The sequence below is a fragment of the Mesorhizobium sp. B2-3-5 genome (genome assembly GCF_006442395.1).
In the GTDB taxonomy this organism is placed as follows: domain Bacteria; phylum Pseudomonadota; class Alphaproteobacteria; order Rhizobiales; family Rhizobiaceae; genus Mesorhizobium.
Genome location: NZ_VFVX01000053.1, coordinates 1 through 25,358 on the forward strand (window position 1 = coordinate 1; position 25,358 = coordinate 25,358).

Below are 25,358 nucleotides of genomic sequence, written 5' to 3' on the forward strand. Positions count from 1 at the left end.
CCGCTTCACCGCCGAGGAATGCACAAACTACTTCAGCGCCGCAGGCTACGAGCCTGAGTGATCAGATTCTGCTCTAGGTCTGGCACCCGCGTCGTCTTCATCGGACAGGACACCGCTGCTTCTGCAGTTCGGCAACAATCCGCCGATCGACGACATCACCATCGGCAACGTCGCGATGAATCGGCTTCAAAGCGAGTGGATTTCCTGGCAGTATGCGTCAGCCGGCAAGAGGCCCGGTCGCAAATGAGTTTCCCGAATTCACAGCTCGGCCCCTTCGAGGGCGAAAACGATGCCTGGGCAAAACACGTCGCCAACAGTTTCGTGAGCGGCATCACTTCGGAAATGATCGCCGCTCCCGGCTGTGATGCGGCGCACGCTGCAATGGCGCACCTGAACGGCTTTATCTGTTGCGCCTTGCTCGATGCTGCCACGCGCGGCAGCGGCGAACAGATCATGCCGGACATCTTGGACATGGTGCGCAAGCGCGTCGGCGCCCTGGTCGACGGCGGCGTGGGTGTCATGTTTTCGGAAAATGTCGGGCCGACGCTGACGGTGCTGCCCGGCGGCAAGGCATGATGCCGGCCTTCGCCTTCGCCATCGCCTGCGCGGTGGTGCTGGCGCTGGCGTGGTGGCCGCTGTAGCGGCTGCGTCTAGACGCGAGTACCCGCCAGCCGTGCCTTGGCGGCGGCGAGGATCGTTGCGGCTTCGATGCACTTGCCGCGCTCGCGTTCCAGCGCACGCCAGTGAGGAAACATCAACTCTGCCTGGCGCGGGAACTTCTCCATGAGCCGGGCAACGAGATCGAGGCCGGCCTCGATCTCGTCAAGCGTCACTGGCTTGCGCCGAGCTGCTTTCGTCATGTGACTGATTTTCTCAACCGCACGCCGGGACCTTCGCCATTCTCGGCGACGAAGATAACGCCGGCGGCTTCGAGCGCCGCGCGCACGTCTTGCAGCGTCCGATCGTAGGGCGTTCGCTTGCCGGCCTCGAAGTTGGCGATCGTCGCTTTCGCCACCCTCGACGCGGTCGCCAGTTGCTCCTGCGACCATCCGATAAGCGCCCGGCCGGCCCGGCTCTGCGCTGCCGATATTGTCATTTTGGTAAAACCTTGCATTGAAAATGTTGACTTTCAATTTGGTGCAGCCTTATATCATTGGTGCAATGTCTCTGCAACAAGAAGGGTTTCCAAATGTCGAACACTTTCAATCGCCGTGCAGCGCTGGTTTCTCTGGTCGGGGCTGCCGCTGGTGGCCTCGCGCTGGCAGGCACATCGGTAGCGCTTGCCGCGCCTTCGAAGGAGGACAGTCGCGCCCATGCTGCGCGGCTTGCCGAAGAACTTGCCGCTGTGATGGCGAGCATCCATGGCGGCGACTGGCGGCCGACTGTGAACCACGACACGGGGTTTGTTTTGATCAAGCCGTCGACCGGAAGTCAGTCTGAACCATCGCCGGAAGAGAATGTTATCGCGGCTGCGCAAAGCCTCAACGGCGCGCTTGTCGCGATGCATGGCGGCACATGGTGGAATCTGATCAGCCACGACGCGCAGATGGTCAGCGTGTCGCGCTGCTTCAACAAAAAAGGGCCTTGCTGACGCTGCCGGAAAAAAGTCACAGCTAGTGACTTGACGCTTCGGCCGATGTCGAGCTATCGATTGGTAACTTGGTGTTACTGATTTGAGGCGCGACTGAGATGCAGAGTGAGTTCACAACCGAACAGGCGGCAAAGATCCTCGGGCAGACGATCGGGGTACTGAAGATGTGGCGGTTGCGTGACCTGTGCCGCTACGGTGGCAACGGTAGCCGCCTTGCATATTCATGGATCGAAATCCTGAAGATGGGCGCCGCTCTTTCGCTCAACGGCATGGGTGTCAATCTCAGCCGCGCCTTCAAGATGGTGGAAGATCGGCACGCCCATCAGTTGTTCGCTTCCATCGTCGTCGGGGAGAAGTGGCCCGATCGGGCGCTGTTTGCGGTTTTCGATCCGGAGCGCCAGGGCGAATTCCGCCAGTCGGTGATTGCGAGGTTCGACACTTCGCCGGCCGCGATGTTCAGCAGCCCGGTCGATCACGACATTCCGAGCGAAGGTTATTTGATCGTCAACCTGTCGGCGATCGGTCGGCGTCGTCTCAAGGACATCGAAAATTTTGTCAGCGCAGGCGGCGACAAATGAACGCGCGCCGCATGGCTTCGATCGAAAGCAAAATCCGCACGCCGGAATTTGTCTGCCGGATCGCCAGGCTGCGCCAGGTCGTCGGCGCGGCCGGCAACGACGGCATTCCGGTCGAACAGGCCGCCGAGATCCTCGACCTGCCGCCGCTGCTGTTCCGCTTGATCTTCGCTTTCGAGGAAGCCTCGAAGGTCGAGCGCCGTGCCGAAAGACTAGTCAAGGCGTCACCCCAAGGAGCCATGCAATGAGCGGAGGTCTTCTCGCATCGATTGCCGACCATCTCAGGTCGCGCGAATTCATCGAACGGCTCACCATGGCCCGCCTCATGGCGCGCCAGGCCATGGTCGACGGCCGGCCGATCGGCAATGACGAGCTCGCCACGCTGCTCGATCTCGATCCGCCTGTCGCGCAGCTGCTCTTCAACTTCATAGCCGCGTGGGATCTCAGCGAGACAGCGCTGGCCGAGATCGCAACACATATGTCGGCGCCTAGGCAAAGGGATATTCGGCATTGAAAAAGCCAGCAATCAGCACCCGTAAGAAGCCGACGACAGAGCGCCTGGCCATCAAGTTCCGGCCGGAATCGGTCGATACGGAAACCCGCACATTCGAGGCGGCCGTCGCGACGCAAACACCGGTCAAGCGCAATTTCGGTCGCGAGATCCTGCTTTGCAATTCCCAGGCCATCAACGCCGAACGCCTCGCCGATCTGCCGCTGCTGGACTCGCACCAGATCGTCAGCATCGACAACGTGCTTGGCCGGGCGATCGCATATCGCTTCGAAGGCCCATCGCTTGTGATGAAATTCCTGATGGCCGAAACCCCGCAAGGCGACGCCGCCATGAACAAGATTGCGAGCGGCGCAGTTAGCAAAATGAGCGTCGGCTACGTGATCGACGACGAGACCGAATCCAGAGCGCCTGATGGGACACTAACCGTAACGGTGACGCGGTGGACGCCTTATGAGGCCTCGCTGGTCAGCGTTCCAGCCGACCCAAACGCCAACATACGAGGATTGAACATGAAATGTCCACGCCGACTGACTTCCGCCGCCCCGCAAATCGACATCGACCAGGTCGACGATATCGACCAGATCGACGACACCGACGTTATTGACGACGAGCCTCCCGCGCGTCAGGTGCGCCAAGCCGCGCAACGATCGGCCAACACGCAGCGCGCCATCGACGGCATTTTCCGCCGGGCCGTGCTTGCCGGCATCGATGCCCGCGCGCTCGACACCGACCTGCATGGGGTCGAGACCGTCACTGAGGCTCGTGACTTGGTCATGAACCAACTGGCCAGAATGTCAAGCGCCACTGCCACTAGCCCGAACCGAGGCGACGGCCGCCATGACCAGCGCACCGAGGAAGCCGAAGCGCACATGGTGGAGGCGCTTTCGATCCGGCTTGGTGGCTCGCAGACCATCCAGGGCCAGAACGAATTCCGTGGCCTGAGCGCAACAGGCATCGGTCGTGCGCATATGGAAATGGTCGGGATATCGACGCGCGGGATGAATGACGTAGAAATTGCGCGGCGAATGTCGATGGGAGGATATGGCCAGCGGAGCTTGCACACCACATCGGACTTCCCGATGCTCATGAACACAGCCGTCAATGACGCACTAATGGCGCGTTTCGGGGCACAGCTCACGCCGCTCAAGCAATATTCAACTGAGCGGTCGGCGCGGGACTTCAAGCCGATGTCTTATATTCGACCTGGCGAGGCTCCGCTGCTCGATAAGGTATTGGAATCCGGCGAGGTCACGAGTGGCACGCTGTCGGAGGAAAAACAGGGTCTGCAGATCGAGACCTTTGCCAAGCGCTTTGGCCTGACGCGCCAAGCTTACTACAACGATTCGCTTGGGGGTCTCGCCGACTTCACCAGCGCTTTCGCCATCTCGGCGGCGACGAGGGAAGGTCAAGAGTTCTACGGGTTGATCTCCGCCAACGGTTTCGGAGGCAAAAAACTGTCTGACGGCAAGAATCTGTTCCACGCCGACCACGGCAACCTCGGCAGCGCCGCCAGCCTGACGACGCTCGCGGGTCTTAGCGCCGGCCGCCAGGCGATGCGCCAGCAGATGAACGTCAACGGCAGTTGGGTTTCCGGTGCCGTGCCGACCGTGCTTCTTGTTGGCCCGGCTCAGGAGACAAATGCCCAAATGATCGTGGCAGAGATCAATTCGACGACGATCACTGACGTCAACCCGTTCGGCGGCAAGATCAAGGTCGAGGTCGAGAACCGCTATGACGGCGACGGCTGGTGGCTTCTCGCCGATCCGGCAAGCCGGCCAGCGTTCATGCATGCCTATCTCGACGGGGTCAATGGCCCGCAGGTCGAGACGAGAGACGGCTGGGAAGTGCTCGGCACGGAGTTCCGATGCATCCTCGACTTCGGATGCAGCGTCTACGACTATCGGGCGATATACTTCAACCCTGGTCAATAAGCAGGTCCGGGGGGGCGTTTCTGGATAGGTCGTGCCGATCAGGCCTAGCGCCGCCTCCTGCCCCCCGCTGGTGCAATCAAAACCAGGCCTTTGGGGAGGCGGCGCAGATCGGAAAAAAGCACCGCCGGGAGAATGGGTTTGGTTTCCCCCTGCGGCTTCCGGCGGTGCCACAAAAGGTAAATCCAAATGTCGAAGCGTGCAGCATTGATCACCAAGAGCGACGCCAGCCGCCTGTTCCAGGCGGCCAAGGCGGCCGGCTACGATCGCGCGCGCCTGGTGAGCCATCCCGACGGCCGCATCGAACTTCTCGCCGAGACAATGCGCGAAGAAGAGCGCGGCGCTCCCGGCGCCAACGAGTGGGATGGGGTGCTAACGCAATGAAGCGGCCACGCAACCCGTTCCCTGGCGTGACGCGAGCACCAGATCGCCACGGCAAGGTGCGCTGGCGCTTCCGCATGAAGGGCCGGCCGGATTGCTATCTGCCGGGCACGTATGGTTCCGTCGAGTTTCGGACGGCCTACGAGGCGGCAAGGGTGGGCGGTTCCAATCTGCCGGCCGTGCCGCGCGCGCCCTATGGCACGTTCGACTGGCTGATCGAGCACTATATCCGGACGCCGAAATGGCAGAAGCTTGCCGCCATCAGCCGCCGCAACCTGATGCACGAAATGGACCGGTTCCGCACCGACCACGGCACCAAGCACGTCAAGAATTTGCGGCCGGAACACGTCGAAGCACTGATCGCCCGCAAGGCGGCGACGCCCGCTGGCGCCAACCGACTGCTGAAGCTCATTCGCCGGCTTTGCCGATTCGCGATCCGCAAGGGGGTCATCACAGTCGATCCGTCGATCGGCGCCGAACGTTACGCCGAAAATCCAGACGGCTTCCACACATGGACGGAAGACGAGATCGCGAAATTCGAGGCGCAGCACGGCGCGACATCGAAACCGGTGCTGGCGCTGCGCTTGATCTTGAACACAGGCGCGGCCCGCCAGGACGTCATCCGGCTCGGCCGGCAGAGCGTCAAGGCCGGTCGCATCAGCTACCGGCGCGGCAAGACCGGCGGCGACGTCGATCTGCCGATCCTGTCGGAATTGGCCGATGTGCTGGCCTTCGTGCCGGCAGATCAGTTGCTGTTTCTGACGCATGGCGCGGCAAGGCCCTATAAGCCCGAGACGTTCGGCAATTGGTTCCGCGACCAGTGTGTCGCTGCTGGCCTCCCGCACTGTTCCTCGCACGGCCTGCGCAAGGCCGGCGCGACGCGATTGGCAAATGCCGGCGCGAACGCACTGGAGATCATGGCATTCCTCGGCCATCGCACGCCGGCCGAGGCGCAAACCTACATCAAAAAGGCCGACCGCAAGCAGCTCGCCGATCGAGGCATGGGACGGCTTGAGAGCGCAAAACAGGAACAGAATTTGTCCAACCGGGTTGAGAAGTTGGACAATCGCCGCCGTAAGCAATTGAAAGAAAAGGGCAAATAAATGATGGTGGTACGCCCAAGGGGAATCGAACCCCTGTTCCCGCCGTGAGAGGGCGGTGTCCTGACCGCTAGACGATGGGCGCGCTCAAGAACCGGCGATATAGGCTGACGGCCGACAAAAAGCAACAGGGGTTCAGCCGCTTTACCGCATCGAACAAAAAGCTGCCCGCGCGTTATCCCTTGGGCTCGATGAGGTCCCAGAGATTGCCGTGCAGATCGGCGAAAACCGCCACCGTGCCATAGGGCTCGAAACGCGGCGCCTCGCGGAATTCGACGCCCTGTTCCCGCATCGCTGCATGGTCACGCGCGAAGTCATCGGTTTCGAGGAACAGGAAAACCCGCCCGCCGGTCTGGTTGCCGATGCTTTTCCTTTGCGCCTCGTCCGACGCCTCGGCCAGGAGCAGCCTGGCGCCCTGCCCGTTGGCCGGCGCCACCGTCACCCAGCGCTTGCCGTCGCCGAGATCGACATCCTCGGCGAGCCGGAAGCCCAGCCGCCCGACATACCAGGCAATCGCCTCGTCATAGTTGGCCACGACCAGCGCAACGGTCGCGACACGGCGGTGTTCGGCAAACCCGGTCATTGTTGCGGCCGGCCTATTTGTTGCGAATTGCAAAACGGCCGATCAGCCGGCGCTCCGCCGTGTCGTAGACGAAGATCGTACGGCCGCCGTCGGCAAGCTCGGCATCGATCGAGATGCGATTGCCGGATAGCGACTGGCTGACCACCTTGGCGCCGACCGGTAGCACGATGTCGCCGCTGATCGGCTCGCCCGCGGGTGCCTGGACGTCGCCGGCCAGCGACGGGTTCGCCGGCGGTGTGTTGCGCGCTTTGTAGACAAGGGCTCCGATCACCACCATAAGGGCAAGAAACAGCAGGCCGAGATTGATCCCGACGAAACGGACGAGTTTCCTGCGAACCTTTTCGACTTCAGGGTCGAGCGGCTTTTCCTGATCTTCGTCGGCGATTGGCCTGACCATGGCAAACAGTTCCGGAACTTTTTTCGATGAGCGCTCATAACGAAGAGGCCCCCGAATTAATAGAGGACCAATTGATAGAGGACCAAATCATGGCGGCCGCGCCGACCGTGCTTGTGGCGGGCGCGGATGCGGCCGGCCAGCGCCTGGATCAATGGCTGGCCGCCCAACTCGGCCCGGACATGTCGCGCAGCCGCGTGCAGATGCTGATCCGGCAGGGCGCGGTGATGATCGACGGCAGGCCGGTCGACGAGACCAAGCGCAAGATGACACCAGGCGAAAGCGTATCGGTCGCCATGCCGGAACCGGAGCCGGCCTCGCCACGGGGTGAAAACATTGCGCTCGATGTGCTCTACGAGGACGATGCGCTGATCGTCGTCAACAAGCCGGCGGGGCTCGTCGTGCATCCCGGCGCCGGCAACTGGACCGGCACGCTGGTCAATGCGCTGGTCCACCACTGCGGCGCCAGCCTGTCGGGCATTGGCGGCGTGCGCCGGCCCGGCATTGTCCATCGCCTCGACAAGGAAACCAGCGGCGTCATGGTGGTGGCCAAGACCGACCGCGCCCACAAGGCACTGTCCGAGGCCTTCGCCGATCACGGCCGGACCGGCGATCTCGAACGCGCCTATCTGGCTTTGGTCTGGGGCATACCGCAAAGGCCGACCGGAACGGTCGATGCACCCCTCGGCCGTGCCGCCGACCGGGTGCGTCGTGCCGTGGTGCCGGAAGGGCGTGACGACGCACGCCATGCCGTCACCCACTTCGCCGTGCAGGAGCGCTTCGGCGAGAACCAGCGGGAATTCGCCACCGCAAGCCTTGTCGAATGCCGGCTGGAAACCGGCCGTACCCACCAGATCCGCGTCCACATGGCCCATGTCGGCCACCCTGTGATCGGCGATCCGGACTACGGCCAGGCCTTCCGCACCAAGGCCAATCGGCTGCCGGAACCGCTGAAAAGTCAGGTCAAGGCATTTTCCCGGCAGGCTTTGCATGCCTGGCTCCTTGCATTTCGCCATCCCGATACCCATCTAACGATGAGGTTCGAGGCGCCGATGCCGGAGGACATGGAGGAACTCGTCGGCGGCTTCCGCGATCTCTGAACCTGCCATCAACAAGCTCGAAACCAGCCATCAAAAAACCTGACTGGCATTGTTCACTTCAGCGTGACACACTGTTTCGTGTTGAACAAATGCCTGTCTTTTCTGGTTTTGTTCCTGTATACATCCGATGTCGCGAGCGAGCCTTTCGGTGCTCGCGTTACATGCCTGCCGCGTTTCGGGGGCATCACTCCAATAGAGAGGGGGCGCTATCATGGCCCAGTCATTACCCAGTATCGTTTCCGGCGAAGGCGGCCTCAGCCGCTACCTGGAAGAAATCCGCCGCTTTCCCATGCTTCAGCCGCAGGAAGAGTACATGCTCGCCAAGCGTTATGCCGAGCATGAAGACACGTCCGCCGCGCACAAGCTCGTCACCAGCCATCTGAGGCTCGTCGCCAAGATCGCCATGGGCTATCGCGGCTACGGCCTGCCGATCGGCGAAGTGATCTCGGAAGGCAATGTCGGCCTGATGCAGGCGGTCAAGAAATTCGAACCCGAGCGTGGCTTCCGCCTCGCGACCTACGCCATGTGGTGGATCAAGGCCTCGATCCAGGAATACATCCTGCGCTCGTGGAGCCTGGTCAAGATGGGCACGACCGCCAACCAGAAGCGTCTGTTCTTCAACCTGCGCAAGGTGAAGGGCAAGATCCAGGCGCTGGACGACGGCGACCTCAAGCCCGACCAGATCGCCGAGATCGCCACGCGGCTGAACGTTTCCGAAGCCGAAGTCGTGTCGATGAACCGCCGCCTGTCGGGCGACGCCTCGCTCAACGCGCCGATCCGCGCGACGGAAGGCGAGTCCGGCGAATGGCAGGACTGGCTGGTCGATGACCACGAAAGCCAGGAAGAGATGCTGATCGAGCAGGACGAGCTGGAGAACCGGCGCGGCATGCTGTCGGGCGCTCTTGCCGTGCTCAACGATCGCGAGCGGCGCATCTTCGAGGCCCGTCGCCTCGCCGAGGAGCCGCTGACCCTGGAAGAGCTGTCGGCCGAGTTCGACATCAGCCGCGAGCGCGTGCGCCAGATCGAGGTGCGCGCCTTCGAGAAGGTGCAGGACGCGGTCAAGGCCGCCGCCAAGCGCCAGACCCAGGCGCTGCGCACCATCGAGGCGCAGCCGGCGGCTTAACTTCGGGTCCGGTTAGAAACAGAAAGCGGTGTCAGGAAACTGGCGCCGCTTTTTTGTGTTCGGGTGGTAGTTGGCGAAAACGAGGCGACAGCTAATCTCCTCCCTTGCGAGATCAGCAGACGGCATCTGCCTTAGAGCCTCGAGTGCCGGCATGTAGCACTACCTACAGCCCATCCAAGGGAAACTTCAGATACCGCCGGCCATTGGCCTCGGGTTCCGGCAGTCGCCCGCCATTCATGTTGATCTGCAAGGCATGCAGGATCAGTCGCGGCATCGGCAATGTCCGGTCGCGCGCCTCGCGCAGGGCGACGAACTCGGCCTCGCTGTGTGCGGCAACGAGATGGATGTTGCTAGCCTTCTGCGCGGCGACTGTACTTTCCCACCGGGGCTCGCGGCCACCGGTCTGATAATCGTGGCCAACGAACACGCGCGTCTCGTCGGGCAGCGCCAGGATCTCCTGGATCGAGCGCCACAGCCGCGCGGCACTGCCGCCGGGAAAGTCCGCCCGCGCCGTGCCGCTGTCCGGCATGAACAGCGTGTCATGCACGAAGGCGGCATCCCCAACCACATAGGTGATCGAGGCCAGCGTGTGTCCGGGCGAGAACAGTACCTTGACCGGGATGGTCCCGACCCGGAAGGTCTCGCCTTGCCCGAACAGCCTGTCCCATTGCGAGCCGTCGGCCGGAAAATCCGGCCAGTTGTAGATCACTTTCCACAGTGCCTGGACGTCGACGATCCTGTCGCCGATCGCCATCGGCGCTCCTGTCTTCTCTCTCAGATAGTGCGCGGCCGAGAAATGGTCGGCATGCGGGTGCGTGTCGAGTATCCACTCGAGTTCCAGCCCGTTTTCCCTGACAAAATCGAGCACCGCGTCGGCGCTCCTTGTCGCCGTTGCGCCGGATCTCTCGTCGAAATCGAGAATCGGGTCGATAATGGCGCACCGCCTCGTCGCCGGATCGGCGACGACATACTGGACGGCCCCCGTCGGCTTGTCATAGAAGCCTCTGACCTGCGGTCTTGCCAAAGCCACGTCCAAAGCGAGCTTCCCCAACCCATTACCGGCAGGAACGATTTTCTCCGCCGAGCTCCGATAGAGGCATCGTTGTCCACCCAGGCGGGCCAGTCAAGCATGACTTGGCCCGCGAGGAAGGAAAAGGCAAAACCCGTTCCGACGGCCGCTTCAGGCGGACGGCTGCTTGGTCTTCCTGAGATAGGGCAGGATGGTCTCGTAGGCGCCGAAGCGCTTGATCGCATCCTCGTTGGAAACAGCGGCGGTGATGATGACGTCCTCGCCCTGCTTCCAGTTCGCCGGCGTCGCCACCTGATGCTTGGCGGTCAGTTGCATGGAATCGACCGCGCGCAGAATCTCGTCGAAGTTGCGGCCCGTGGTCATCGGATAGGTCAGCACCAGCTTGATCTTCTTGTCCGGCCCGATGACATAGACCGAGCGCACAGTGGCGTTGTCGGCAGGCGTGCGGCCTTCCGACGTCTCGCCAGCGCCTGCCGGCAGCATGTCGTAGAGCTTGGCGACCTTGAGGTCCTTGTCGCCGATCAGCGGATAGTGAACCGAATGGCCGGTCGCCGTCTTGATGTCGGCCTGCCATTTTTCGTGGCTCGCGACCGGATCGACCGAAATGCCGATGATCTTGACGTTGCGCTTCTTGAACTCGCCTTCGAGCCCCGCCATCGTGCCAAGTTCGGTCGTGCAGACCGGCGTGAAATTCTTTGGATGGCTGAACAGGATCGCCCAGCCGTCGCCGATCCAGTCATGGAACTTGATCGTCCCTTGCGTGGTCTCCGCGGTGAAATCCGGTGCAATGTCGTTGATACGAAGGCTCATGGCTTATCCCTACCTTGTGACAAATGCCGCCAACCCACTGCCGCGGCTCGGCACCCTTTCTAGCACCCTCGGCAGCGACCTACAAAATGCTTAAAGCCGCCAGCGGCAGCGCTGGCGGCGAAAAATTTCCGTCCTTGATGGGAGGGACGGCAGGAGTTTTCAGATATCCGCTGAACCCACAAACCCCAGAGGGGTCCGACTTTGGAAGAGCGATCAGGCCTTGTTGATCGCCAGCGTCACCGTCAGATCCTCCATGCGCTGCGCCAGCGCCCCAAGCGCGTTGGTCAGCACGCTGTCGTTCCTGTCAGCCTTGGTCAGCGCCTCGTCGCGGGTCTTGCGCAAGGTCAGCACTTCGCTTTCCATGCCCTTGACGCGTTTCTGCAGTTCCGAAAGCTCGTCCATCACCATGATCCCGGCCATCACGGTCAGGCGCTGGTCGCCGATCTCGCCAAAAGAATCCTTCAGATGCGAGACATATCGGTCGAAGCGCTCTGCAAGGTCGATCAGATGCTCTTCCTGGCCCTCGTCGCAGGCCATGCGATACTGCTTGCCGTCGATTGAAACCGTGACCTGTGCCATGGGCCAGCTCCTATCTGTCCAACACGGCGCGGATGGTTTCCATGGCGGTCACCAGCCGTCGCGATACTTCCTTGTTGGCATCTTCCAGCCGTTCGGCGCGCGCTTCGGAATTGTCGAGTTCCTGCGCCAGCCGCGAGCGGTCGGCATTCATCCGCTGCACCTCGGCCTCGGCTTCCGAATAGTCGCGTTCATGCTCCAGCTTGGCCGCGACGGCATTTTCCAGCCCTTCAATGGCCTTGCCCAGCCTTGCGATCACTTCCTTGAGCGTGGTTTCCCCGGTCATGGCCTTCGTCCTGTGCCCTGCCCATCACCGAATCGTTCGCGTTCAGAACGCGTTATCCCCGAAACATTAGGCACCGGGTGAAGGCGACGTCAACAAAGCTCTCGCGACTGTCCCCCGCTAACGCTAATGTAGGCCCGCCGCCGGCATCACAAGACCGGCAAATGTGCACCCGATTTGTTGACTAAAAACCCGCGCCTGCTATGTGTCGCGCACCCTTTTCAAGGGCTCTCCCAAGCCCCAAACCCTCACCCCGGAGGAACCATGACGTCGCGTGAACAACATGACCGGATGGCCAATGCGATCCGTTTTCTCTCCATGGACGCCGTCGAGAAGGCGAATTCCGGGCATCCCGGCCTGCCCATGGGCTGCGCCGACATCGCCACGGTACTGTTCACCCGCTTCCTAAAATATGACCCCAAGGCGCCGCACTGGCCCGACCGCGACCGCTTCATCCTGTCGGCTGGCCATGGCTCGATGCTGCTCTATTCGCTGCTGCACCTGACCGGCTACGAAGACATGACCATCGACCAGATCAAGCACTTCCGCCAGTTGGGCTCGAAGACCGCCGGCCATCCCGAATACGGTCACGCCACCGGCATTGAAACCACAACCGGCCCGCTCGGCCAGGGCCTCGCCAATTCGGTCGGTTTCGCGCTCGGCGAGCGCATCATGAACGCCGCCTTCGGCAACGACCTCGTCGACCACTACACCTATGTGCTGGCCGGTGACGGCTGCCTGATGGAAGGCGTCAGCCAGGAAGCCGTGGCGCTTGCCGGGCATTTGAAGCTCAACAAGCTGATCGTCTTCTGGGACAACAACAACATCTCGATCGACGGCCCGGTATCGCTGGCCGACAACACCGACCAGGTCGCCCGCTTCCAGGCCTCGGGCTGGAACGCCAGCCATATCGACGGCACGGATCCGGAAGCGATCGCCTATGCCATCGAAGCCGCCCGCCATTCCGACAAGCCGACGATGATCGCCTGCAAGACGACCATCGGCTTCGGCGCGCCGACCAAGGCCGGCACCAACAAGGCGCACGGCTCGCCGCTCGGCGCCGACGAGATCGCCGGCGCCCGCAAGTTCTTCAACTGGGACTCGCCGCCCTTCGAAATCCCGGCCGATATCCTCGACGCCTGGCGCACCGCCGGCAAGGCTGGCGTCAAGGCCCGCACCGACTGGGAAGGCCGCCTCGCCAAGGCCGACGCCAAGCTGAAGGCCGAGTTCGAGCGCCGTCTCGCCGGCAAACTGCCGTCCAATTTCGACGCCGTCATCGCCGACTACAAGAAGAAGCTGTCCGTCGACAAGCCGAAGGTCGCCACCCGCAAATCGTCGGAAATGGCGCTGGAGGTCATCAACGGCGCCGTGCCGGAAACCATCGGCGGCTCCGCCGATCTGACCGGCTCCAATAACACCAAGACCAGCCAGACCAAGAACATCACGCCTGATGACTACGGCCAGCGCTATGTCCACTACGGCATCCGCGAGCACGGCATGGCCGCCGCGATCAACGGCCTGACGCTGCATGGCGGCCTCATCGCCTATGGCGGCACGTTCCTCTGCTTCTCCGACTACGCGCGCCCCGCAATGCGGCTTTCCTCACTGATGGGCATCCGCTCGATCTTCGTCATGACCCATGATTCCATCGGTCTGGGCGAAGATGGTCCGACCCACCAGCCGGTCGAGCATCTGGCGGCATTGCGTGCCATCCCGAACCACAATGTCTTCCGCCCGGCCGACGCGGTCGAAGCCGCCGAGTGCTGGCAGATCGCCATCGAATCCGAAAAGACGCCATCGACGCTGGCGCTGACCCGCCAAAACCTGCCGACCGTGCGCACGGAGTTCACCGAAAAGAACCTGAGCAGCCAGGGCGCCTATGAGCTCGCCGCCGCCAGCGGCGAGGCGGCGGTGACCATCTTCGCCAGCGGCTCCGAGGTCGAGATCGCGCTCGGCGCCCGCGACCTGCTGGAAAAGCACGGCCACCCGACCCGCGTCGTCTCCGTTCCCTGCTTCGAACTGTTCGACAAGCAGAGCGACGACTACCGCAAGAAGACGATCGGCAACGCGCCGATCAGGATGGCGATCGAAGCCGGTATCCGCCAGGGCTGGGATCATTTCATCGGCTCCGACGGCATCTTCGTCGGCATGACCGGCTTCGGCGCATCGGGCACCATCGAACAGCTCTATCCGCATTTCGGCATCACCGCCGAGGCGGCCGCCAAGGCAGCCGAAGCTCGCCTGCACGGTAAATAAGGCTTGGTCCCACCGCGAGGTCGCCTGAAGCGATTTCGCGGGGCCTGGACCAACCTAATCGATTTAAGTCCATGCCGCTGCGGCTGGATTCTTTGCCCGTCCGCCGCTATGAAGCTGCGGAACAATTGTCCGCCCTCCAGCTCCCCGGGAGAGAAAAATGACTGTCAGAGTTGCCATCAACGGATTCGGCCGCATCGGCCGCAATATCCTGCGCGCCATCCATGAATCCGGCCGCAAGGACATCGAGGTCGTCGCCGTCAATGATCTTGGCCCGGTCGAGACCAATGCGCATCTCTTGCGCTTTGACAGCGTGCATGGCCGCTTTCCCCATGAAGTGTCCGTTTCCGGCGACCAGATCACGGTCGGCAAGGAAAAGTTCAAGGTCACCGCGATCAAGGATCCGACGCAGCTACCGTGGAAGGATCTGGGCGTCGACGTCGCGCTCGAATGCACCGGTATCTTCACCGCCCGCGACAAGGCCGCCGCGCACCTGACCGCTGGCGCCAAGCGCGTCCTCGTTTCGGCTCCCGCCGAAGGTGCCGACCTCACCGTCGTCTACGGCATCAACCACGACAAGCTGACCAAGGACCATATCGTCATCTCGAACGCGTCCTGCACCACCAACTGCCTTGCGCCGCTGGCGGCCGTGCTGCACGAGACGGTCGGCATCGAAAAAGGCATGATGACGACGATCCACTCCTACACCGGCGATCAGCCGACGCTGGACACCATGCACAAGGATCTCTACCGCGCCCGCGCCGCGGCCCTTTCGCAGATCCCGACCTCGACCGGCGCCGCCAAGGCGATCGGCCTTGTGCTCCCCGACCTCAAGGGTAAGCTCGACGGTATCTCGATCCGCGTGCCGACCCCGAACGTCTCGGTCGTCGATTTCAAGTTCATCGCCAAGCGACCGACCACGGTGCAGGAAATCAACGACGCGGTCATCGCCGCCTCGAACGGCAAGCTGAAGGGCGTGCTGTCGGTCACCGATCATCCGAACGTCTCGATCGACTTCAACCACGATCCGCATTCCTCGATCATGGCGCTCGACCAGACCAAGGTGATGGACGGCAACTTCGTCTCCGTGCTGTCGTGGTACGACAACGAGTGGGGCTTCTCCAACCGCATGTCCGATACCGCCGTCGCTTTCGGCAAGACCATCGCCTGATCGCAGGCCAGTCTTCGACAGATCAGAAACGCCCGGCTTCGGCCGGGCGTTTTCGTTTGCCGAAGCAACAACTCCAGAACCGTCGAAAATCAGCGGCATTGGGCAAAAAACCATCCGCCCGCCTTGCACTGGCCATGCCTTCGCCCCACTCTCCCGTAAAGCGAGAAAGCAGAGGAATTCGAGGGGCAAATCACGGATGGAGCACGCGATCTATCTCGTTACGCTGGTCGGCACGGCGCTCGTTGTCGCCGCCGCGTTTTCGAGCCTGATCGCCTTCCGCTTCGGCGCCCCCCTCCTCCTTCTGTTTCTCTGCATCGGGCTCGCCACCGGAACCGACGGCCTCGGCATCGAATTCGACAATGCCCGTGTCGCCTATTTTGCCGGCTCACTGGCGCTGGCCATCATTCTGTTCGATTCCGGCTTCGGCACACCGCTCAACGCCTTGCGGCAGGCCGCGGGGCCGGCCCTGTCATTGGCCACGGTCGGCGTGGTGCTGACCACGGGCCTGTTCGGAGCCGCCGCCCACTACATGCTCAACCTCTCCTGGCTGGAATCCTTCCTGCTCGGCGCCGCCGTCGCCTCGACCGACGCCGCGGCGGTGTTCTTCCTGCTGCGCGCCGGCGAGATCAATCTGCGCGAGCGCGTGCGCTCCACGCTCGAGGTGGAGTCCGGCACCAATGACCCGATCGCCATCTTCCTGACCATCACGCTGGTCGAGATCATCGCCGCCCATGCGAACCCCGAAGCCAATGTCCTGGTCACCAACCTGATCTTCGGCTTCGTCATCAATATGGGTCTCGGCGCCCTTGTCGGCGTGCTGGGCGGCCTTGCCATCGTGCGCCTCGTCGACCGGCTCAATCTCGATCATGGCCTGCTGCCGATCTTCGTGCTGACCCTGTCGCTGATGGTCTTCGCCGCCGCCGGCGCGATCGGCGGCTCGGGCTTCCTGGCGGTCTATCTCGCCGGCCTCATATCAGGCAATTCCGACATCCGCGCCGTCACCATCCTGAAGCGCTTCCAGGACGGCATGTCGTGGCTGGCACAGATCATCATGTTCCTGATCCTCGGCCTGTTCGCGACACCCTCGCAATTTCCGGCGATCATGGTGCCGGCGGTGCTGCTCGGCCTGTTCCTGATGTTCGTGGCGAGACCGGTCGCGGTCTGGCTCTGCTTGATCCCGTTCCGCCTGCCGCGCCCCGAAGTCGCCTTCGTCTCCTGGGTCGGCCTGCGCGGCGCCGTCTCGATCCTCCTCGCCATCACCCCGCTGCTCGGTGGGCTGGAGAACGGCCGCACCATCTTCAACGCCGCCTTCATGATCGTCCTGGTTTCGCTGGTCATCCAGGGCTGGACCGTTGGCCCGCTGGCGCGCCGGCTCGGCCTCATCGTGCCGGCGCGGCTCGGACCACTGGACAAGGTCGAACTGGAGCTTCCCGGTTCCGCCCATCACGAGCTTCTCGCCTATCGCGTGGCTCAAGGCAGTCCGGTGGCGCGCGGCGAACGCATTCCGCGCTGGGCCCGTCCCTCGCTGGTCCTGCGTGACGGCCGGTCGATGCGTTTCCAGGACATGGGGCGGCTGGCCGCCGGCGATCAGGTCTACATCTTCGTGCCGGACCGCTATCCTCGCCTGCTCGACAAGCTGTTCGCCAGCCGGGCCGTGGTCGATCCCGAGGATGCCGATTTCTTTGGCGCCTTCGCCGTCGACCCGGCGCGCTCCGCCGCCGAACTGGAAGCCGCCTACACGCCGGGCCTGACCGAGGCGGAGCAGAAGCTCACCGTCGGCGCGCTCGTCACGGCGCGGCTCGGCGGCCATGCCGAATATGCCGACCGCGTGCTGCTCGGTCCAATCGAGCTGATCGTCAGGGATGTCGACGACAAGGGCAGGATCACGGGCCTTGGCCTTTCCTTTGAACCGACCGCGCCGGTGGCGCGGGTGCCGGTCTTCCTCAGCGCCGGCGAGATGGGCGACCGTTTGAGCGCCTTTATCCGCAACTGGCGCAAGCCGGCGCAGACGCGGGCAGCGCCGGCACGGACTGACGACGCCGCCGAGCCACCGGTTGAAAAGGCGACGACCGGGAACTGACGACGGCGCTCGTTTCTCCGCCGCCGTCCGCCCTGAGGCGGTCTTCACGGACTATGTCCACGCCGGCCTCAAAATTTCGCGCTCCGCCCTGTCAAAGCCTTGCATCGCCGCCGATGCGGGGTATGGTCCCGGCGATTTCCAAGGAAAGGGACCGGCATGGCTGCCTTCAAGACACTGGACGATATCGGCAACATCAGCGGCAAGCGCGTGCTGGTGCGCGTCGACCTCAACGTTCCCGTCGCCGACGGCAAGGTCACCGACGCCACGCGCATCGAGCGTATCGCGCCGACCATCGCCGAACTGTCCAGCAAGGGCGCCAAGGTCATCCTGCTCGCCCATTTCGGCCGCCCCAAGGATGGCCCCTCGCGCGAATTCTCGCTGGAGCCGATTGCAAAAGCCACGGCTGAAGTGCTTGGGCGCCCAGTGGGCTTCGCCAGCGATTGCGTCGGCGACACGGCAGGCAGCGCCGTTGCCGCCATGAACAAGGGCGACGTGCTGCTGCTCGAAAACACCCGCTTCCATAAGGCCGAGGAGAAAAACGACCACGCCTTCACCGATCGGCTCGCCGCCAATGGCGATATCTTCGTCAACGACGCCTTCTCGGCGGCCCACCGCGCCCACTCTTCCACCGAAGGGCTGGCGCGCCTGTTGCCGGCCTTTGCCGGCCGCACCATGCAGGCCGAACTCGAGGCGCTGGAGAAGGGCCTGGGCAATCCGGTCCGGCCGGTCGTCGCCATCGTCGGCGGCGCCAAGGTCTCGACCAAGATCGACCTGTTGATGAACCTGGTGAAGAAGGTCGACGCGCTGGTCATCGGCGGCGGCATGGCCAACACCTTCCTCGCCGCGCGCGGCACCGATGTCGGCAAGTCGCTGTGTGAGCATGATCTGGCACCAACCGCCAAGCAGATCATGATCGAGGCGGCCGAGGCAGGCTGCGCCATCATCCTCCCGGTCGATGGCGTCGTCGCCAAGGAGTTCAAGGCGGGTGCCGCCTGCGAGACCGTCGCCATCTCGGACGTGCCGGCGGACGGCATGATCCTGGATGTCGGCGCAAAAACCGTGACGACGATCGGCGAATGGATCGACCGCGCGGCGACGCTGGTCTGGAACGGCCCGCTCGGTGCCTTCGAAATCGAGCCCTTCGACCACGCGACGGTGGCCGCGGCCAAGCACGCGGCGGCGCGCACCAAGGCCGGCAAGCTGGTGTCCGTCGCCGGTGGCGGCGATACGGTGGCAGCGCTCAACCACGCTGGCGTCGCCGACGACTTCACCTATGTCTCGACCGCCGGCGGTGCCTTCCTGGAATGGATGGAAGGCAAGCCTTTGCCCGGCGTCGACGTGCTGAAGCGGTAGGCTTCCGGGAAAAGTGTGAAACGGTTTTCCGTTCGGAATTGCGTCAAGACATAGAAATTGAGTGGTTCAGCGTTTCCACGAGGCGATGGACCACGCAAGAACATTTTGCACCAGGCAGAAATGCCTTGCGCCGCGGAAATGCGCCCGGAACCAGCAAATGACCGACTCGCCGGGAGCAAACGAGGGCGCCTGAGACTTTCAATCGATTCGAGCTTTCCGACGCCATTCCTTTGGCGGTAGACTTCCGTTAAGCGCGGAACGAACCCCTTCAGGAGAAGCAGAATGAGCGAACGTCTCGAAGACATTGCCGCCGCGATGGTGGCCAACGGCAAGGGCCTGCTGGCCGCCGATGAGAGTTCTGGCACCATCAAGAAGCGCTTCGATGTCATCGGCGTCGAATCGACCGCCGACAGCCGCCGCGATTACCGCGAGATGATGTTCCGCGCCTCCAACGCGATGACCAGGTATATCTCTGGCGTCATCCTCTATGACGAGACCATCCGCCAGAAGGCGGCCGACGGCACGCCGCTGGTCGATATCATCAAGGCGGCCGGCGCCATTCCCGGCATCAAGGTCGATGCCGGCGCCAAACCCCTCGCCCGCTTTCCCGGCGACACCATCACCGAAGGCCTCGATGGCCTGCGCGAACGGCTTGCCGACTATTACAAGCTCGGCGCCCGTTTCGCCAAATGGCGCGCGGTGATCGACATCGACACGGCCAAGGGCGTGCCTTCGGTCAATTCGATCGCCTCGAACACCCATGCGCTCGCCCGCTATGCCGCCCTGTGCCAGGAAGCCGGCATCGTGCCGATCGTCGAGCCGGAAGTGCTGATGGACGGTGCCCACGACATCGACACCTGCTACGAGGTCTCGAAGGCCACACTGATGAAGCTTTATGACGAGCTCTACGCGGCGCGCGTCGTGCTCGAAGGCTCCATCCTGAAGCCGAACATGGTCATCGCGGGTAAGAAGTCGGGCAAGACGAACAGCCCCGAGGAAATTGCTGAAAAGACGATAAAACTGTTCCGCGAGACGGTACCGGTGGCGGTGCCGGGCATCGCCTTCCTCTCCGGCGGCCAGGAGGACGAGGAAGCGACCGCCAACCTCAACGCCATCAATGCCATCGGCCCGCATCCGTGGAAGCTGACCTTCTCCTACGGCCGCGCACTGCAGGCCGCCCCGCAGAAGGCATGGAGCGGCAAGGCCTCGAACGTCGCCGCCGGCCAGGCCGCCTTTACCCATCGCGCCCACATGAACCATCTTGCGGCATTGGGAAAATGGAAGCCAACGCTGGAAAGCGCCGCCTGATCGCAATTCGTCCGTCCTGCTGGAACCCGGGCCGACGTGCCCGGGTTTTTGTTTGTGGCTGTCGGACTTGGGCCAAGGTCTCCCCATTCCTATTTCCTCAAGGCGTCACTGGCGGCGATGTCGGTTTGCGCCCATCCCGAACGTCCTTGGGGTGCAGACAGGGAGAGGTTCATGCATCGCAACAAGGTCGTTTCACGCGAAGACTGGTTCCAGGCGCACAAGGCGCATTTGATCCGCGAGAAGGAGCTGACGCGGTTGCGCGAGCGCATCGCGGCCGAACGGCGTGAATTGCCGTGGTTGAAGATCAGGAAGGACTATGTTTTCGAGACCGCGCAAGGGCCGAAGAAACTGGCCGACCTGTTTGGCGCCAACAGCCAGCTGATTGTCTACCACTTCATGTTCGGGCCAGGCTGCGTCAATCATTGCGAGGGTTGCTCCTTCCTTGCGGATCATATCGACAGCGCCAATCTGCATCTGAGGCATCACGACGTGTCGCTGGTCGTGGTCGCGCGCGCGCCCCTGGCAGAACTTCTGCCTTACAAGCAGCGCATGGGCTGGAAATTCGATTGGGTGTCCTCCTATGCGTCGGATTTCAATTTCGACATGCAGGTTTCCTTCACCGACAGGCAGATCGCCACCGGCGACACCACCTACAATTTCGAGACTCGTCCCCGGACCTCGAAGGAGCTTCCGGGCACCAGCGTCTTCCACAGGGATGAGAATGGCGACATCTTCCTCACCTTCCTGTCGCGTGCCCGCGGCGGCGAGGCGCTGATCGGCACCTATGCCTATCTCGACATGACGCCGAAGGGGCGCAGCGAAAATGGTCCCTATCATGGCCTGATGGACTGGGTCCGCCTGCATGACGAATATCAGGACCGTCAGCCGGCGCAGAATGATGAACCGCCTGGCTGCTGCGACTGAAGATCGTTCACCTCGGCCGAAACTTGCGCTAAGGCTGACGCAGATCGTTGCACGGTATTGCCATGCGTTTCCCGGCCCTTCTCACCTGGCTCGCCTTCCCCGTCTATGTCTGGCAGGGCTTGGGCGTGCGCCGCCGCACTACGCGTATGCTGCCGGCGCAGGGCCCGGTCATGCATGAGATAGCAGGCAGCGCGCCGGCAATTTCGCTACTGGTGCTGGGCGATTCCTCCGCCGCCTCGGTCGGCATCGGCAATTCGGAAGACGGGCTTGCCGCGCAACTTGCCGCGCTGATCTCCCAGCGCACGGGCGGCGCCGTGCGCTGGCGCGCCGCCGGCTTCAATTCGGCGACGTCGGGCCAGATCCGCGACCATGTCCTGCCCAATCTGTCGGCCGATCCGTGGACGCATATCGTGCTTGCCATCGGCACCAACGACACCAAGAACTTCCACTCGGTGCCGCGCTTCAAGAGGGAGTTCGGCGGACTGCTCTACGCGCTGCGCGCCAAATGGCCGGAGGCGCGCGTCGTGTGGTCGCCGGTGCTGGAGTTCACGCGGGCGCCGGCCATGCCGCCGCTGCTCGGCAAGATACTGGAGATCCGCGCCACCGCAATGAACCGGATGGGCGAACGCCTCTGCCTGGAGCGCGGCGCGATGCCGGCGCCGCGCCTGCCGATCACCAATCCCGAAGCCGGTTTTGCGTCGGACGGCTTTCACGCCTCGGAGGCAGGGTATCGGGCCTGGGCGGAACATCTTGCCGGCCCGGTGCTTGGTGACTGAACGCCGACTGGCAGGTGGTTGCCAGGGCTATGCCAAATGCCCGAGCACAGCCGCCAGCGAGATCGCGGCCATGGCGAGCAGCGCCAGCTTCCAGAAATCACCGCGTCGCTTGAGCCCGGGCCAGCCAAGCGGCTTGATGAGCTGGATCACCATGAAACCGACAATGACAAGGGCGAGGAGTTTCGTCATGCCGCCTTTGACCAGCAACGCGGCCAACTGTCAAAGCGCCTTCTTCGATCTCTGAGAAACAACAGGCGCCGCGTCCCGGACCGGAACGCGGCGCTGCATCCCAAGGGAACGATCTACCTCAGCGGCTTGAGGCCGGCCTCGATCGAAGCGCGTTTTTCTTCGAGGAAAGGCGGCAGGGCAAGGCTTTCGCCCAGCGTCTCCAGCGGCTCGTCGGCGGTGAACCCCGGCCCATCCGTGGCGATCTCGAACAGGATGCCGTTCGGCTCGCGGAAATAGAGCGAGCGGAAGTAATAGCGCTCGACCTCGCCACTCGACGGCAGCCGGTATTCGGCCAGGCGCGCTGTCCATTGATGCAGCGTCTCCTGGTCGGGCGCCCTGAAGGCAACATGATGGACCGCACCGGCGCCTTGCCGCGCTGGCGCCAGGCCAGGCTGGACGGCAACATGAAGCTCCGCCGCCGGCCCGCCGGCGCCCATTTCGAAGACGTGGACCTGGCCTTCGCCGTCCGGCGAGGCATAGTCGCGGACCTCACGCATGTTCATCACCTTGGTCAGCACCGCCTCGGTGTTGGTGATGTCGGGAACGCTGATGACGATCGGCCCGAGCCCGCGGATCTGATGCTCGGTCGGCACCGGGCTTTGCGCCCAGGGATGGCTACCGCCCCCGCCGCCATCATTGACGAGCCGCAGACGCTGGCCTTCGGGATCTTCGAAATCCAGTGACGGGTAGCCGCCTATATCGGCAATCTCCCCTGTCACGACGCCTTCGCCGGCCAGATGCTGCTTCCACCAGGCAAGACTCTCCTGGCTGCCGACCCGGAGGCTGGTCCGCGGGATGCTGTGGGTGCCGCGCTTTTCGCGGCCAACCGGCCAGTCGAAGAAGGTGAGGTCGGTGCCCGGCGTTGCCTCGCCGTCAGCATAGAAGAGGTGGTAGGCCGAGGTATCGTCCTGGTTCACCGTCTTCTTGACCAGCCGCAGGCCCAGCACCTTGGTGTAGAAATGAAGATTGCCCGGTGCATTGGCGGTGATGGCGGTCAGATGGTGGATTCCAGTCAGTTGCAAGCTCATGGTCGTCTCCCTTTTTTAGCTATTTTTGGGGAACAATTTTCTCATTTCATATCAGAAGTGCGGCCCCTTCGCTGAAGGCCGATTATCCCAACAGTCCGTCATCACACGATGAACAATGTTGTCTGGATTGGTGTCTTACTGGTGAACAATTGGCGACAGTCGGACCTGTTGCGGCGGCATGGCGCCATGCAGCGAAAAACAACGCTTTCCGTGAGGATACACGCCGAACGGATCATCGTTCTGCGCCCTGCCATGCTCCTGACAGACTGCTGTCAGGAGGGGTATGCGATACTGCCTCCAGTCAGAGAGAGGAGAATAGCCATGAACGGTTTTACCATTCTGCGCGGCATGCAGCACTATGTCGGCAAGGTCCGCACGATGCGCAACGAGATCCGCACGCAGCGCTTCATGAACTCGCTTCCCGCCGACATCCGCAAGGACATCGGCTGGCCGGACATGTATGCCGACCGTCGCCTTCGCGGCAATTGAGACAAAAATTCGACGCAGCAGTTGGATGCGGATGCGTCAACGCCCAGATATTAATGCGTGGTCGCCCAAAGTGGCCCCGGTTTCGGGGGCACGACACGCGTGAAATGAGACCCGGCGCGCGAGGGATGGAGCGAGCTTATGCCCGATCAGAAGACAATCGGCTTCCTGTTCATCGAAGGTTTTGCTGATTGGGAATATGGGCTGCTGGCGGCCTCGGCGGTCGAATGGTTCGGCGCGCGAGCCGTGTCACTGACGCCGCACGGCAAGCCGGTGACGGGAATTAGCGGTTTTCGGTTGGCGCCGGACCGCTCGGCGAAAGCCGATGAAAACATCGATCTCGATGCTGTCGCCGTCATCGGCTCGGATCAGTGGGCTGGCAAGGCACCGCCGGACGCCGCCGAACTGCTCACGGCCATTGCGTCGCGCGGCGGTGTCGTTGGCGGTATCTGCGCCGGAACGCTGGCGCTGGCTCGGGCTGGCATCTTCGAGAATGCCAAGCATACCAGCAATGGCCGTGACTGGATCAATCGCCACGAAGCCGGCTATGCTGGCGATAACAATTATCAGGACGTGCCGCATGCCGTGGCCGACGGCAAAGTCGTTTCCGCGCCGGGTTCGGCGCCCGGCACCTTCGCTCTTGCCTTTCTACAGACGCTCTATCCCGAAAAAGGCAGCGATCTCGCGCGGATGCGGACGCTGTTCATGAAGGAGTATGCGGAAGCCTCCTGACAGTATGCTGTCAGGAGGCGCATGCGATGGTGACATAATGCGCGTGGCCGGCCGAGAGGACGATCGATGAAGAGCTGGAACGACAGGCTGAACACGCCTGGCATCAACGGCGTGAAACCAACGCCCCGCACCATGGGAGATGTCATCGAGGGCCAGCCGATGCTGGTACCGACCGTGCGGCAGGTCGACGATTTCATCCGCTCGATTCCCGAAGGCATTGGCATGGATATCCGCGCGCTGCGTACCGCGCTCGCCATCGAACATGGCGCCGAAGTGACATGCCCGGTCACGATAGGCTATCATCTGCGCACAGTCGCCGAAGCAGCCAACGAGGATCTCGGGCGCGGCATGACGCTTGGTGACATCGCACCCTTCTGGCGCGTGCTCGATGCGACGGCGCCGACAACGAGGAAATTGCCTTTTGGCGCGGAATTCGTCACCGCGCAGCGCAAGCGCGAAGGGCTGAAACCATAATGCATGCCGCCCCAAGGTGGGCGCCGGGCTGGGACAGCGGCATGCCTAGAGCAATTCCAGGAAGAGTGTGCTCCTGTCTTCCGCCCGGAATTGCGTCGAAACAGAGAGATGGAGCGGTTCGCCATTTCCGTGAAACGGTAAGCCGCTCTGGAAACAACACCGAGGGACGACACGATGCGCCGCGCCGACAGGCTCTTTCAGATCGTGCAGCATCTGCGTGGTGGCCGTCTGGTCACTGCCCAGAAGCTCGGCACGTGGCTCGAGGTTTCCGAGCGAACGATCTACCGCGACATAGCCGACCTGCAGTCGACCGGGGTACCGATCGACGGCGAGGCTGGTGTTGGTTACATGATGAGGGAGGGTTTCGACCTTCCGCCGCTGATGTTCACGCGTGACGAGATCGTGGCGCTGGTCGCAGGCGCGCGCATGGTGCGCGCCTTTGGCGGCGCCGCCATGGCGCGGGCCGCCGACGAGGCGCTGGTCAAGATCGGCGCCGTGTTGCCCGACACCGAGAAGGACCGTATCGCCCGCGTGCGCGCCGCCCGCGAGGCGCTCGGCCC

The 25,358-nt window shown here is 63.0% G+C and carries 31 protein-coding genes and 1 tRNA gene; 21 read left to right on the forward strand and 11 right to left on the reverse strand.

What is annotated here, in order from left to right; translation table 11 throughout:
- Positions 1-57 precede the first annotated feature (57 nt).
- Positions 58-576 carry a hypothetical protein gene (locus FJ958_RS29645; RefSeq protein WP_140749109.1) on the forward strand — a complete coding sequence of 173 codons (519 nt, stop codon included), beginning with the start codon at positions 58-60 and terminating at the stop codon, positions 574-576.
- Positions 577-650: 74 nt separating this feature from the next.
- Here FJ958_RS29645 and FJ958_RS29650 read toward each other — a convergent pair whose 3' ends face one another.
- Both FJ958_RS29650 and FJ958_RS29655 read right to left on the reverse strand, forming a co-directional pair.
- The gene (locus FJ958_RS29650) at positions 651-860 is read right to left on the reverse strand and encodes a hypothetical protein (RefSeq protein WP_140749112.1); all 210 of its coding nucleotides are present in this window, start codon (positions 858-860) and stop codon (positions 651-653) included.
- Complete coding sequence (locus FJ958_RS29655; RefSeq protein WP_140749115.1) at positions 857-1,096, reverse strand: helix-turn-helix transcriptional regulator; 240 nt, start codon at positions 1,094-1,096, stop codon at positions 857-859. Before FJ958_RS29655 ends, FJ958_RS29650 begins: the two co-directional genes overlap by 4 nt.
- A 93-nt stretch (positions 1,097-1,189) precedes the next feature.
- Here FJ958_RS29655 and FJ958_RS29660 point away from each other — a divergent pair, with 93 nt between their 5' ends.
- The 7 genes from FJ958_RS29660 (at position 1,190) to FJ958_RS29690 (ending at position 6,089) form a co-directional block, all read left to right on the forward strand.
- A complete protein-coding gene (locus tag FJ958_RS29660) occupies positions 1,190-1,591 on the forward strand; it encodes a hypothetical protein (protein WP_140749118.1) in 402 nt (133 codons plus the stop codon).
- Positions 1,592-1,833: 242 nt separating this feature from the next.
- Positions 1,834-2,169 (forward strand): hypothetical protein, encoded by a 336-nt coding sequence (locus tag FJ958_RS29665; RefSeq protein ID WP_210243495.1) that lies wholly within the window; start codon positions 1,834-1,836, stop codon positions 2,167-2,169.
- Positions 2,166-2,414 carry a hypothetical protein gene (locus FJ958_RS29670; protein ID WP_140749124.1) on the forward strand — a complete coding sequence of 83 codons (249 nt, stop codon included), beginning with the start codon at positions 2,166-2,168 and terminating at the stop codon, positions 2,412-2,414. Before FJ958_RS29665 ends, FJ958_RS29670 begins: the two co-directional genes overlap by 4 nt.
- Positions 2,411-2,680, forward strand: coding sequence for a hypothetical protein (locus FJ958_RS29675; RefSeq protein ID WP_140749127.1), 270 nt, complete (start codon positions 2,411-2,413; stop codon positions 2,678-2,680). The genes FJ958_RS29670 and FJ958_RS29675 overlap by 4 nt, the downstream gene beginning before the upstream one ends.
- Positions 2,681-2,976: 296 nt before the next feature.
- On the forward strand, positions 2,977-4,608 hold the full coding sequence (locus FJ958_RS29680) for an HK97 family phage prohead protease (RefSeq protein ID WP_181176572.1): 1,632 nt from the start codon (positions 2,977-2,979) through the stop codon (positions 4,606-4,608).
- Between the two features lie 186 nt (positions 4,609-4,794).
- Positions 4,795-4,989, forward strand: a complete 195-nt coding sequence (locus tag FJ958_RS29685) for a hypothetical protein (protein ID WP_140749134.1) — start codon at positions 4,795-4,797, stop codon at positions 4,987-4,989.
- Positions 4,986-6,089: a tyrosine-type recombinase/integrase gene (locus tag FJ958_RS29690; protein WP_140749137.1), complete on the forward strand. Its 1,104-nt coding sequence runs from the start codon at positions 4,986-4,988 to the stop codon at positions 6,087-6,089. Before FJ958_RS29685 ends, FJ958_RS29690 begins: the two co-directional genes overlap by 4 nt.
- Positions 6,090-6,096: 7 nt before the next feature.
- On the opposite strand, the gene FJ958_RS29695 is transcribed toward FJ958_RS29690, so the two are convergent.
- The 3 genes from FJ958_RS29695 to FJ958_RS29705 all read right to left on the reverse strand — a co-directional run bounded on the left by FJ958_RS29695 (position 6,097) and on the right by FJ958_RS29705 (position 7,066).
- Positions 6,097-6,171, reverse strand: a tRNA-Glu gene (locus tag FJ958_RS29695).
- 90 nt (positions 6,172-6,261) lie between these two features.
- Positions 6,262-6,669, reverse strand: a complete 408-nt coding sequence (locus FJ958_RS29700) for a VOC family protein (RefSeq protein WP_140749140.1) — start codon at positions 6,667-6,669, stop codon at positions 6,262-6,264.
- A gap of 13 nt (positions 6,670-6,682) precedes the next feature.
- The gene (locus FJ958_RS29705; RefSeq protein WP_140749143.1) at positions 6,683-7,066 is read right to left on the reverse strand and encodes a fimbrial protein; all 384 of its coding nucleotides are present in this window, start codon (positions 7,064-7,066) and stop codon (positions 6,683-6,685) included.
- A gap of 26 nt (positions 7,067-7,092) precedes the next feature.
- Here FJ958_RS29705 and FJ958_RS29710 point away from each other — a divergent pair, with 26 nt between their 5' ends.
- Together FJ958_RS29710 and rpoH are read left to right on the forward strand one after the other, a co-directional pair.
- On the forward strand, positions 7,093-8,163 hold the full coding sequence (locus tag FJ958_RS29710) for an RluA family pseudouridine synthase (protein ID WP_140749146.1): 1,071 nt from the start codon (positions 7,093-7,095) through the stop codon (positions 8,161-8,163).
- Positions 8,164-8,374: 211 nt separating this feature from the next.
- On the forward strand, positions 8,375-9,286 hold the full coding sequence (rpoH, locus tag FJ958_RS29715) for an RNA polymerase sigma factor RpoH (RefSeq protein WP_027053961.1): 912 nt from the start codon (positions 8,375-8,377) through the stop codon (positions 9,284-9,286).
- 163 nt (positions 9,287-9,449) lie between these two features.
- Here rpoH and FJ958_RS29720 read toward each other — a convergent pair whose 3' ends face one another.
- The 4 genes from FJ958_RS29720 to FJ958_RS29735 all read right to left on the reverse strand — a co-directional run bounded on the left by FJ958_RS29720 (position 9,450) and on the right by FJ958_RS29735 (position 11,988).
- Positions 9,450-10,322 (reverse strand): MBL fold metallo-hydrolase, encoded by an 873-nt coding sequence (locus FJ958_RS29720; RefSeq protein ID WP_140749149.1) that lies wholly within the window; start codon positions 10,320-10,322, stop codon positions 9,450-9,452.
- Between the two features lie 144 nt (positions 10,323-10,466).
- The gene (locus tag FJ958_RS29725) at positions 10,467-11,126 is read right to left on the reverse strand and encodes a peroxiredoxin (RefSeq protein WP_140749152.1); all 660 of its coding nucleotides are present in this window, start codon (positions 11,124-11,126) and stop codon (positions 10,467-10,469) included.
- Between the two features lie 213 nt (positions 11,127-11,339).
- Complete coding sequence (locus FJ958_RS29730; RefSeq protein ID WP_140608902.1) at positions 11,340-11,705, reverse strand: cell division protein ZapA; 366 nt, start codon at positions 11,703-11,705, stop codon at positions 11,340-11,342.
- A 10-nt stretch (positions 11,706-11,715) separates the two neighbouring features.
- Positions 11,716-11,988 (reverse strand): DUF4164 domain-containing protein, encoded by a 273-nt coding sequence (locus tag FJ958_RS29735; protein WP_006200774.1) that lies wholly within the window; start codon positions 11,986-11,988, stop codon positions 11,716-11,718.
- Positions 11,989-12,249: 261 nt separating this feature from the next.
- Here FJ958_RS29735 and tkt point away from each other — a divergent pair, with 261 nt between their 5' ends.
- From tkt to FJ958_RS29770, 7 genes are all read left to right on the forward strand, one after another.
- Positions 12,250-14,241, forward strand: coding sequence for a transketolase (gene tkt, locus FJ958_RS29740; protein ID WP_140749155.1), 1,992 nt, complete (start codon positions 12,250-12,252; stop codon positions 14,239-14,241).
- A gap of 157 nt (positions 14,242-14,398) precedes the next feature.
- Positions 14,399-15,409 carry a type I glyceraldehyde-3-phosphate dehydrogenase gene (gene gap, locus FJ958_RS29745; RefSeq protein ID WP_140749158.1) on the forward strand — a complete coding sequence of 337 codons (1,011 nt, stop codon included), beginning with the start codon at positions 14,399-14,401 and terminating at the stop codon, positions 15,407-15,409.
- A 196-nt stretch (positions 15,410-15,605) separates the two neighbouring features.
- Positions 15,606-17,489, forward strand: a complete 1,884-nt coding sequence (locus FJ958_RS29750; protein WP_140749161.1) for a potassium/proton antiporter — start codon at positions 15,606-15,608, stop codon at positions 17,487-17,489.
- A gap of 156 nt (positions 17,490-17,645) precedes the next feature.
- Positions 17,646-18,842, forward strand: coding sequence for a phosphoglycerate kinase (locus FJ958_RS29755; RefSeq protein WP_140749164.1), 1,197 nt, complete (start codon positions 17,646-17,648; stop codon positions 18,840-18,842).
- Positions 18,843-19,124: 282 nt separating this feature from the next.
- The gene (locus tag FJ958_RS29760) at positions 19,125-20,150 is read left to right on the forward strand and encodes a class I fructose-bisphosphate aldolase (RefSeq protein ID WP_140749167.1); all 1,026 of its coding nucleotides are present in this window, start codon (positions 19,125-19,127) and stop codon (positions 20,148-20,150) included.
- A 171-nt stretch (positions 20,151-20,321) separates the two neighbouring features.
- Complete coding sequence (locus tag FJ958_RS29765) at positions 20,322-21,074, forward strand: thioredoxin family protein (RefSeq protein WP_140749170.1); 753 nt, start codon at positions 20,322-20,324, stop codon at positions 21,072-21,074.
- Between the two features lie 62 nt (positions 21,075-21,136).
- Positions 21,137-21,850, forward strand: coding sequence for an SGNH/GDSL hydrolase family protein (locus tag FJ958_RS29770; RefSeq protein WP_140749173.1), 714 nt, complete (start codon positions 21,137-21,139; stop codon positions 21,848-21,850).
- 27 nt (positions 21,851-21,877) lie between these two features.
- Here the strand turns inward: FJ958_RS29770 and FJ958_RS29775 are convergent, their stop codons facing one another.
- Together FJ958_RS29775 and FJ958_RS29780 are read right to left on the reverse strand one after the other, a co-directional pair.
- On the reverse strand, positions 21,878-22,039 hold the full coding sequence (locus FJ958_RS29775; protein ID WP_140749176.1) for a hypothetical protein: 162 nt from the start codon (positions 22,037-22,039) through the stop codon (positions 21,878-21,880).
- A gap of 113 nt (positions 22,040-22,152) precedes the next feature.
- Positions 22,153-23,106 (reverse strand): ring-cleaving dioxygenase, encoded by a 954-nt coding sequence (locus FJ958_RS29780; protein WP_140749179.1) that lies wholly within the window; start codon positions 23,104-23,106, stop codon positions 22,153-22,155.
- Between the two features lie 321 nt (positions 23,107-23,427).
- Here FJ958_RS29780 and FJ958_RS29785 point away from each other — a divergent pair, with 321 nt between their 5' ends.
- The 4 genes from FJ958_RS29785 to FJ958_RS29800 all read left to right on the forward strand — a co-directional run.
- Positions 23,428-23,595 carry a hypothetical protein gene (locus FJ958_RS29785; RefSeq protein WP_140613532.1) on the forward strand — a complete coding sequence of 56 codons (168 nt, stop codon included), beginning with the start codon at positions 23,428-23,430 and terminating at the stop codon, positions 23,593-23,595.
- A 138-nt stretch (positions 23,596-23,733) separates the two neighbouring features.
- Positions 23,734-24,324, forward strand: a complete 591-nt coding sequence (locus FJ958_RS29790) for a DJ-1/PfpI family protein (protein WP_140749182.1) — start codon at positions 23,734-23,736, stop codon at positions 24,322-24,324.
- 66 nt (positions 24,325-24,390) lie between these two features.
- Positions 24,391-24,798, forward strand: a complete 408-nt coding sequence (locus FJ958_RS29795) for a hypothetical protein (protein WP_140749185.1) — start codon at positions 24,391-24,393, stop codon at positions 24,796-24,798.
- A 174-nt stretch (positions 24,799-24,972) separates the two neighbouring features.
- Positions 24,973-25,358 (forward strand): HTH domain-containing protein (locus FJ958_RS29800; protein ID WP_140749188.1); only part of this gene is annotated, 386 nt, incomplete at its 3' end.

What these genes read in the sequence shown, in the direction of transcription:
- FJ958_RS29650 (WP_140749112.1), bottom strand. Translation starts at nt 860, where the DNA reads ATGACGAAAGCAGCTCGGCGCAAGCCAGTGACGCTTGACGAGATCGAG.
- FJ958_RS29655 (WP_140749115.1), bottom strand. Translation starts at nt 1,096, where the DNA reads ATGACAATATCGGCAGCGCAGAGCCGGGCCGGCCGGGCGCTTATCGGA.
- FJ958_RS29660 (WP_140749118.1), top strand. Translation starts at nt 1,190, where the DNA reads ATGTCGAACACTTTCAATCGCCGTGCAGCGCTGGTTTCTCTGGTCGGG.
- FJ958_RS29665 (WP_210243495.1), top strand. Translation starts at nt 1,834, where the DNA reads ATGGGCGCCGCTCTTTCGCTCAACGGCATGGGTGTCAATCTCAGCCGC.
- FJ958_RS29670 (WP_140749124.1), top strand. Translation starts at nt 2,166, where the DNA reads ATGAACGCGCGCCGCATGGCTTCGATCGAAAGCAAAATCCGCACGCCG.
- FJ958_RS29675 (WP_140749127.1), top strand. Translation starts at nt 2,411, where the DNA reads ATGAGCGGAGGTCTTCTCGCATCGATTGCCGACCATCTCAGGTCGCGC.
- FJ958_RS29680 (WP_181176572.1), top strand. Translation starts at nt 2,977, where the DNA reads ATGGCCGAAACCCCGCAAGGCGACGCCGCCATGAACAAGATTGCGAGC.
- FJ958_RS29685 (WP_140749134.1), top strand. Translation starts at nt 4,795, where the DNA reads ATGTCGAAGCGTGCAGCATTGATCACCAAGAGCGACGCCAGCCGCCTG.
- FJ958_RS29690 (WP_140749137.1), top strand. Translation starts at nt 4,986, where the DNA reads ATGAAGCGGCCACGCAACCCGTTCCCTGGCGTGACGCGAGCACCAGAT.
- FJ958_RS29700 (WP_140749140.1), bottom strand. Translation starts at nt 6,669, where the DNA reads ATGACCGGGTTTGCCGAACACCGCCGTGTCGCGACCGTTGCGCTGGTC.
- FJ958_RS29705 (WP_140749143.1), bottom strand. Translation starts at nt 7,066, where the DNA reads ATGGTCAGGCCAATCGCCGACGAAGATCAGGAAAAGCCGCTCGACCCT.
- FJ958_RS29710 (WP_140749146.1), top strand. Translation starts at nt 7,093, where the DNA reads ATGAGCGCTCATAACGAAGAGGCCCCCGAATTAATAGAGGACCAATTG.
- rpoH (WP_027053961.1), top strand. Translation starts at nt 8,375, where the DNA reads ATGGCCCAGTCATTACCCAGTATCGTTTCCGGCGAAGGCGGCCTCAGC.
- FJ958_RS29725 (WP_140749152.1), bottom strand. Translation starts at nt 11,126, where the DNA reads ATGAGCCTTCGTATCAACGACATTGCACCGGATTTCACCGCGGAGACC.
- FJ958_RS29730 (WP_140608902.1), bottom strand. Translation starts at nt 11,705, where the DNA reads ATGGCACAGGTCACGGTTTCAATCGACGGCAAGCAGTATCGCATGGCC.
- FJ958_RS29735 (WP_006200774.1), bottom strand. Translation starts at nt 11,988, where the DNA reads ATGACCGGGGAAACCACGCTCAAGGAAGTGATCGCAAGGCTGGGCAAG.
- tkt (WP_140749155.1), top strand. Translation starts at nt 12,250, where the DNA reads ATGACGTCGCGTGAACAACATGACCGGATGGCCAATGCGATCCGTTTT.
- gap (WP_140749158.1), top strand. Translation starts at nt 14,399, where the DNA reads ATGACTGTCAGAGTTGCCATCAACGGATTCGGCCGCATCGGCCGCAAT.
- FJ958_RS29750 (WP_140749161.1), top strand. Translation starts at nt 15,606, where the DNA reads ATGGAGCACGCGATCTATCTCGTTACGCTGGTCGGCACGGCGCTCGTT.
- FJ958_RS29755 (WP_140749164.1), top strand. Translation starts at nt 17,646, where the DNA reads ATGGCTGCCTTCAAGACACTGGACGATATCGGCAACATCAGCGGCAAG.
- FJ958_RS29760 (WP_140749167.1), top strand. Translation starts at nt 19,125, where the DNA reads ATGAGCGAACGTCTCGAAGACATTGCCGCCGCGATGGTGGCCAACGGC.
- FJ958_RS29765 (WP_140749170.1), top strand. Translation starts at nt 20,322, where the DNA reads ATGCATCGCAACAAGGTCGTTTCACGCGAAGACTGGTTCCAGGCGCAC.
- FJ958_RS29770 (WP_140749173.1), top strand. Translation starts at nt 21,137, where the DNA reads ATGCGTTTCCCGGCCCTTCTCACCTGGCTCGCCTTCCCCGTCTATGTC.
- FJ958_RS29775 (WP_140749176.1), bottom strand. Translation starts at nt 22,039, where the DNA reads ATGACGAAACTCCTCGCCCTTGTCATTGTCGGTTTCATGGTGATCCAG.
- FJ958_RS29780 (WP_140749179.1), bottom strand. Translation starts at nt 23,106, where the DNA reads ATGAGCTTGCAACTGACTGGAATCCACCATCTGACCGCCATCACCGCC.
- FJ958_RS29785 (WP_140613532.1), top strand. Translation starts at nt 23,428, where the DNA reads ATGAACGGTTTTACCATTCTGCGCGGCATGCAGCACTATGTCGGCAAG.
- FJ958_RS29790 (WP_140749182.1), top strand. Translation starts at nt 23,734, where the DNA reads ATGCCCGATCAGAAGACAATCGGCTTCCTGTTCATCGAAGGTTTTGCT.
- FJ958_RS29795 (WP_140749185.1), top strand. Translation starts at nt 24,391, where the DNA reads ATGAAGAGCTGGAACGACAGGCTGAACACGCCTGGCATCAACGGCGTG.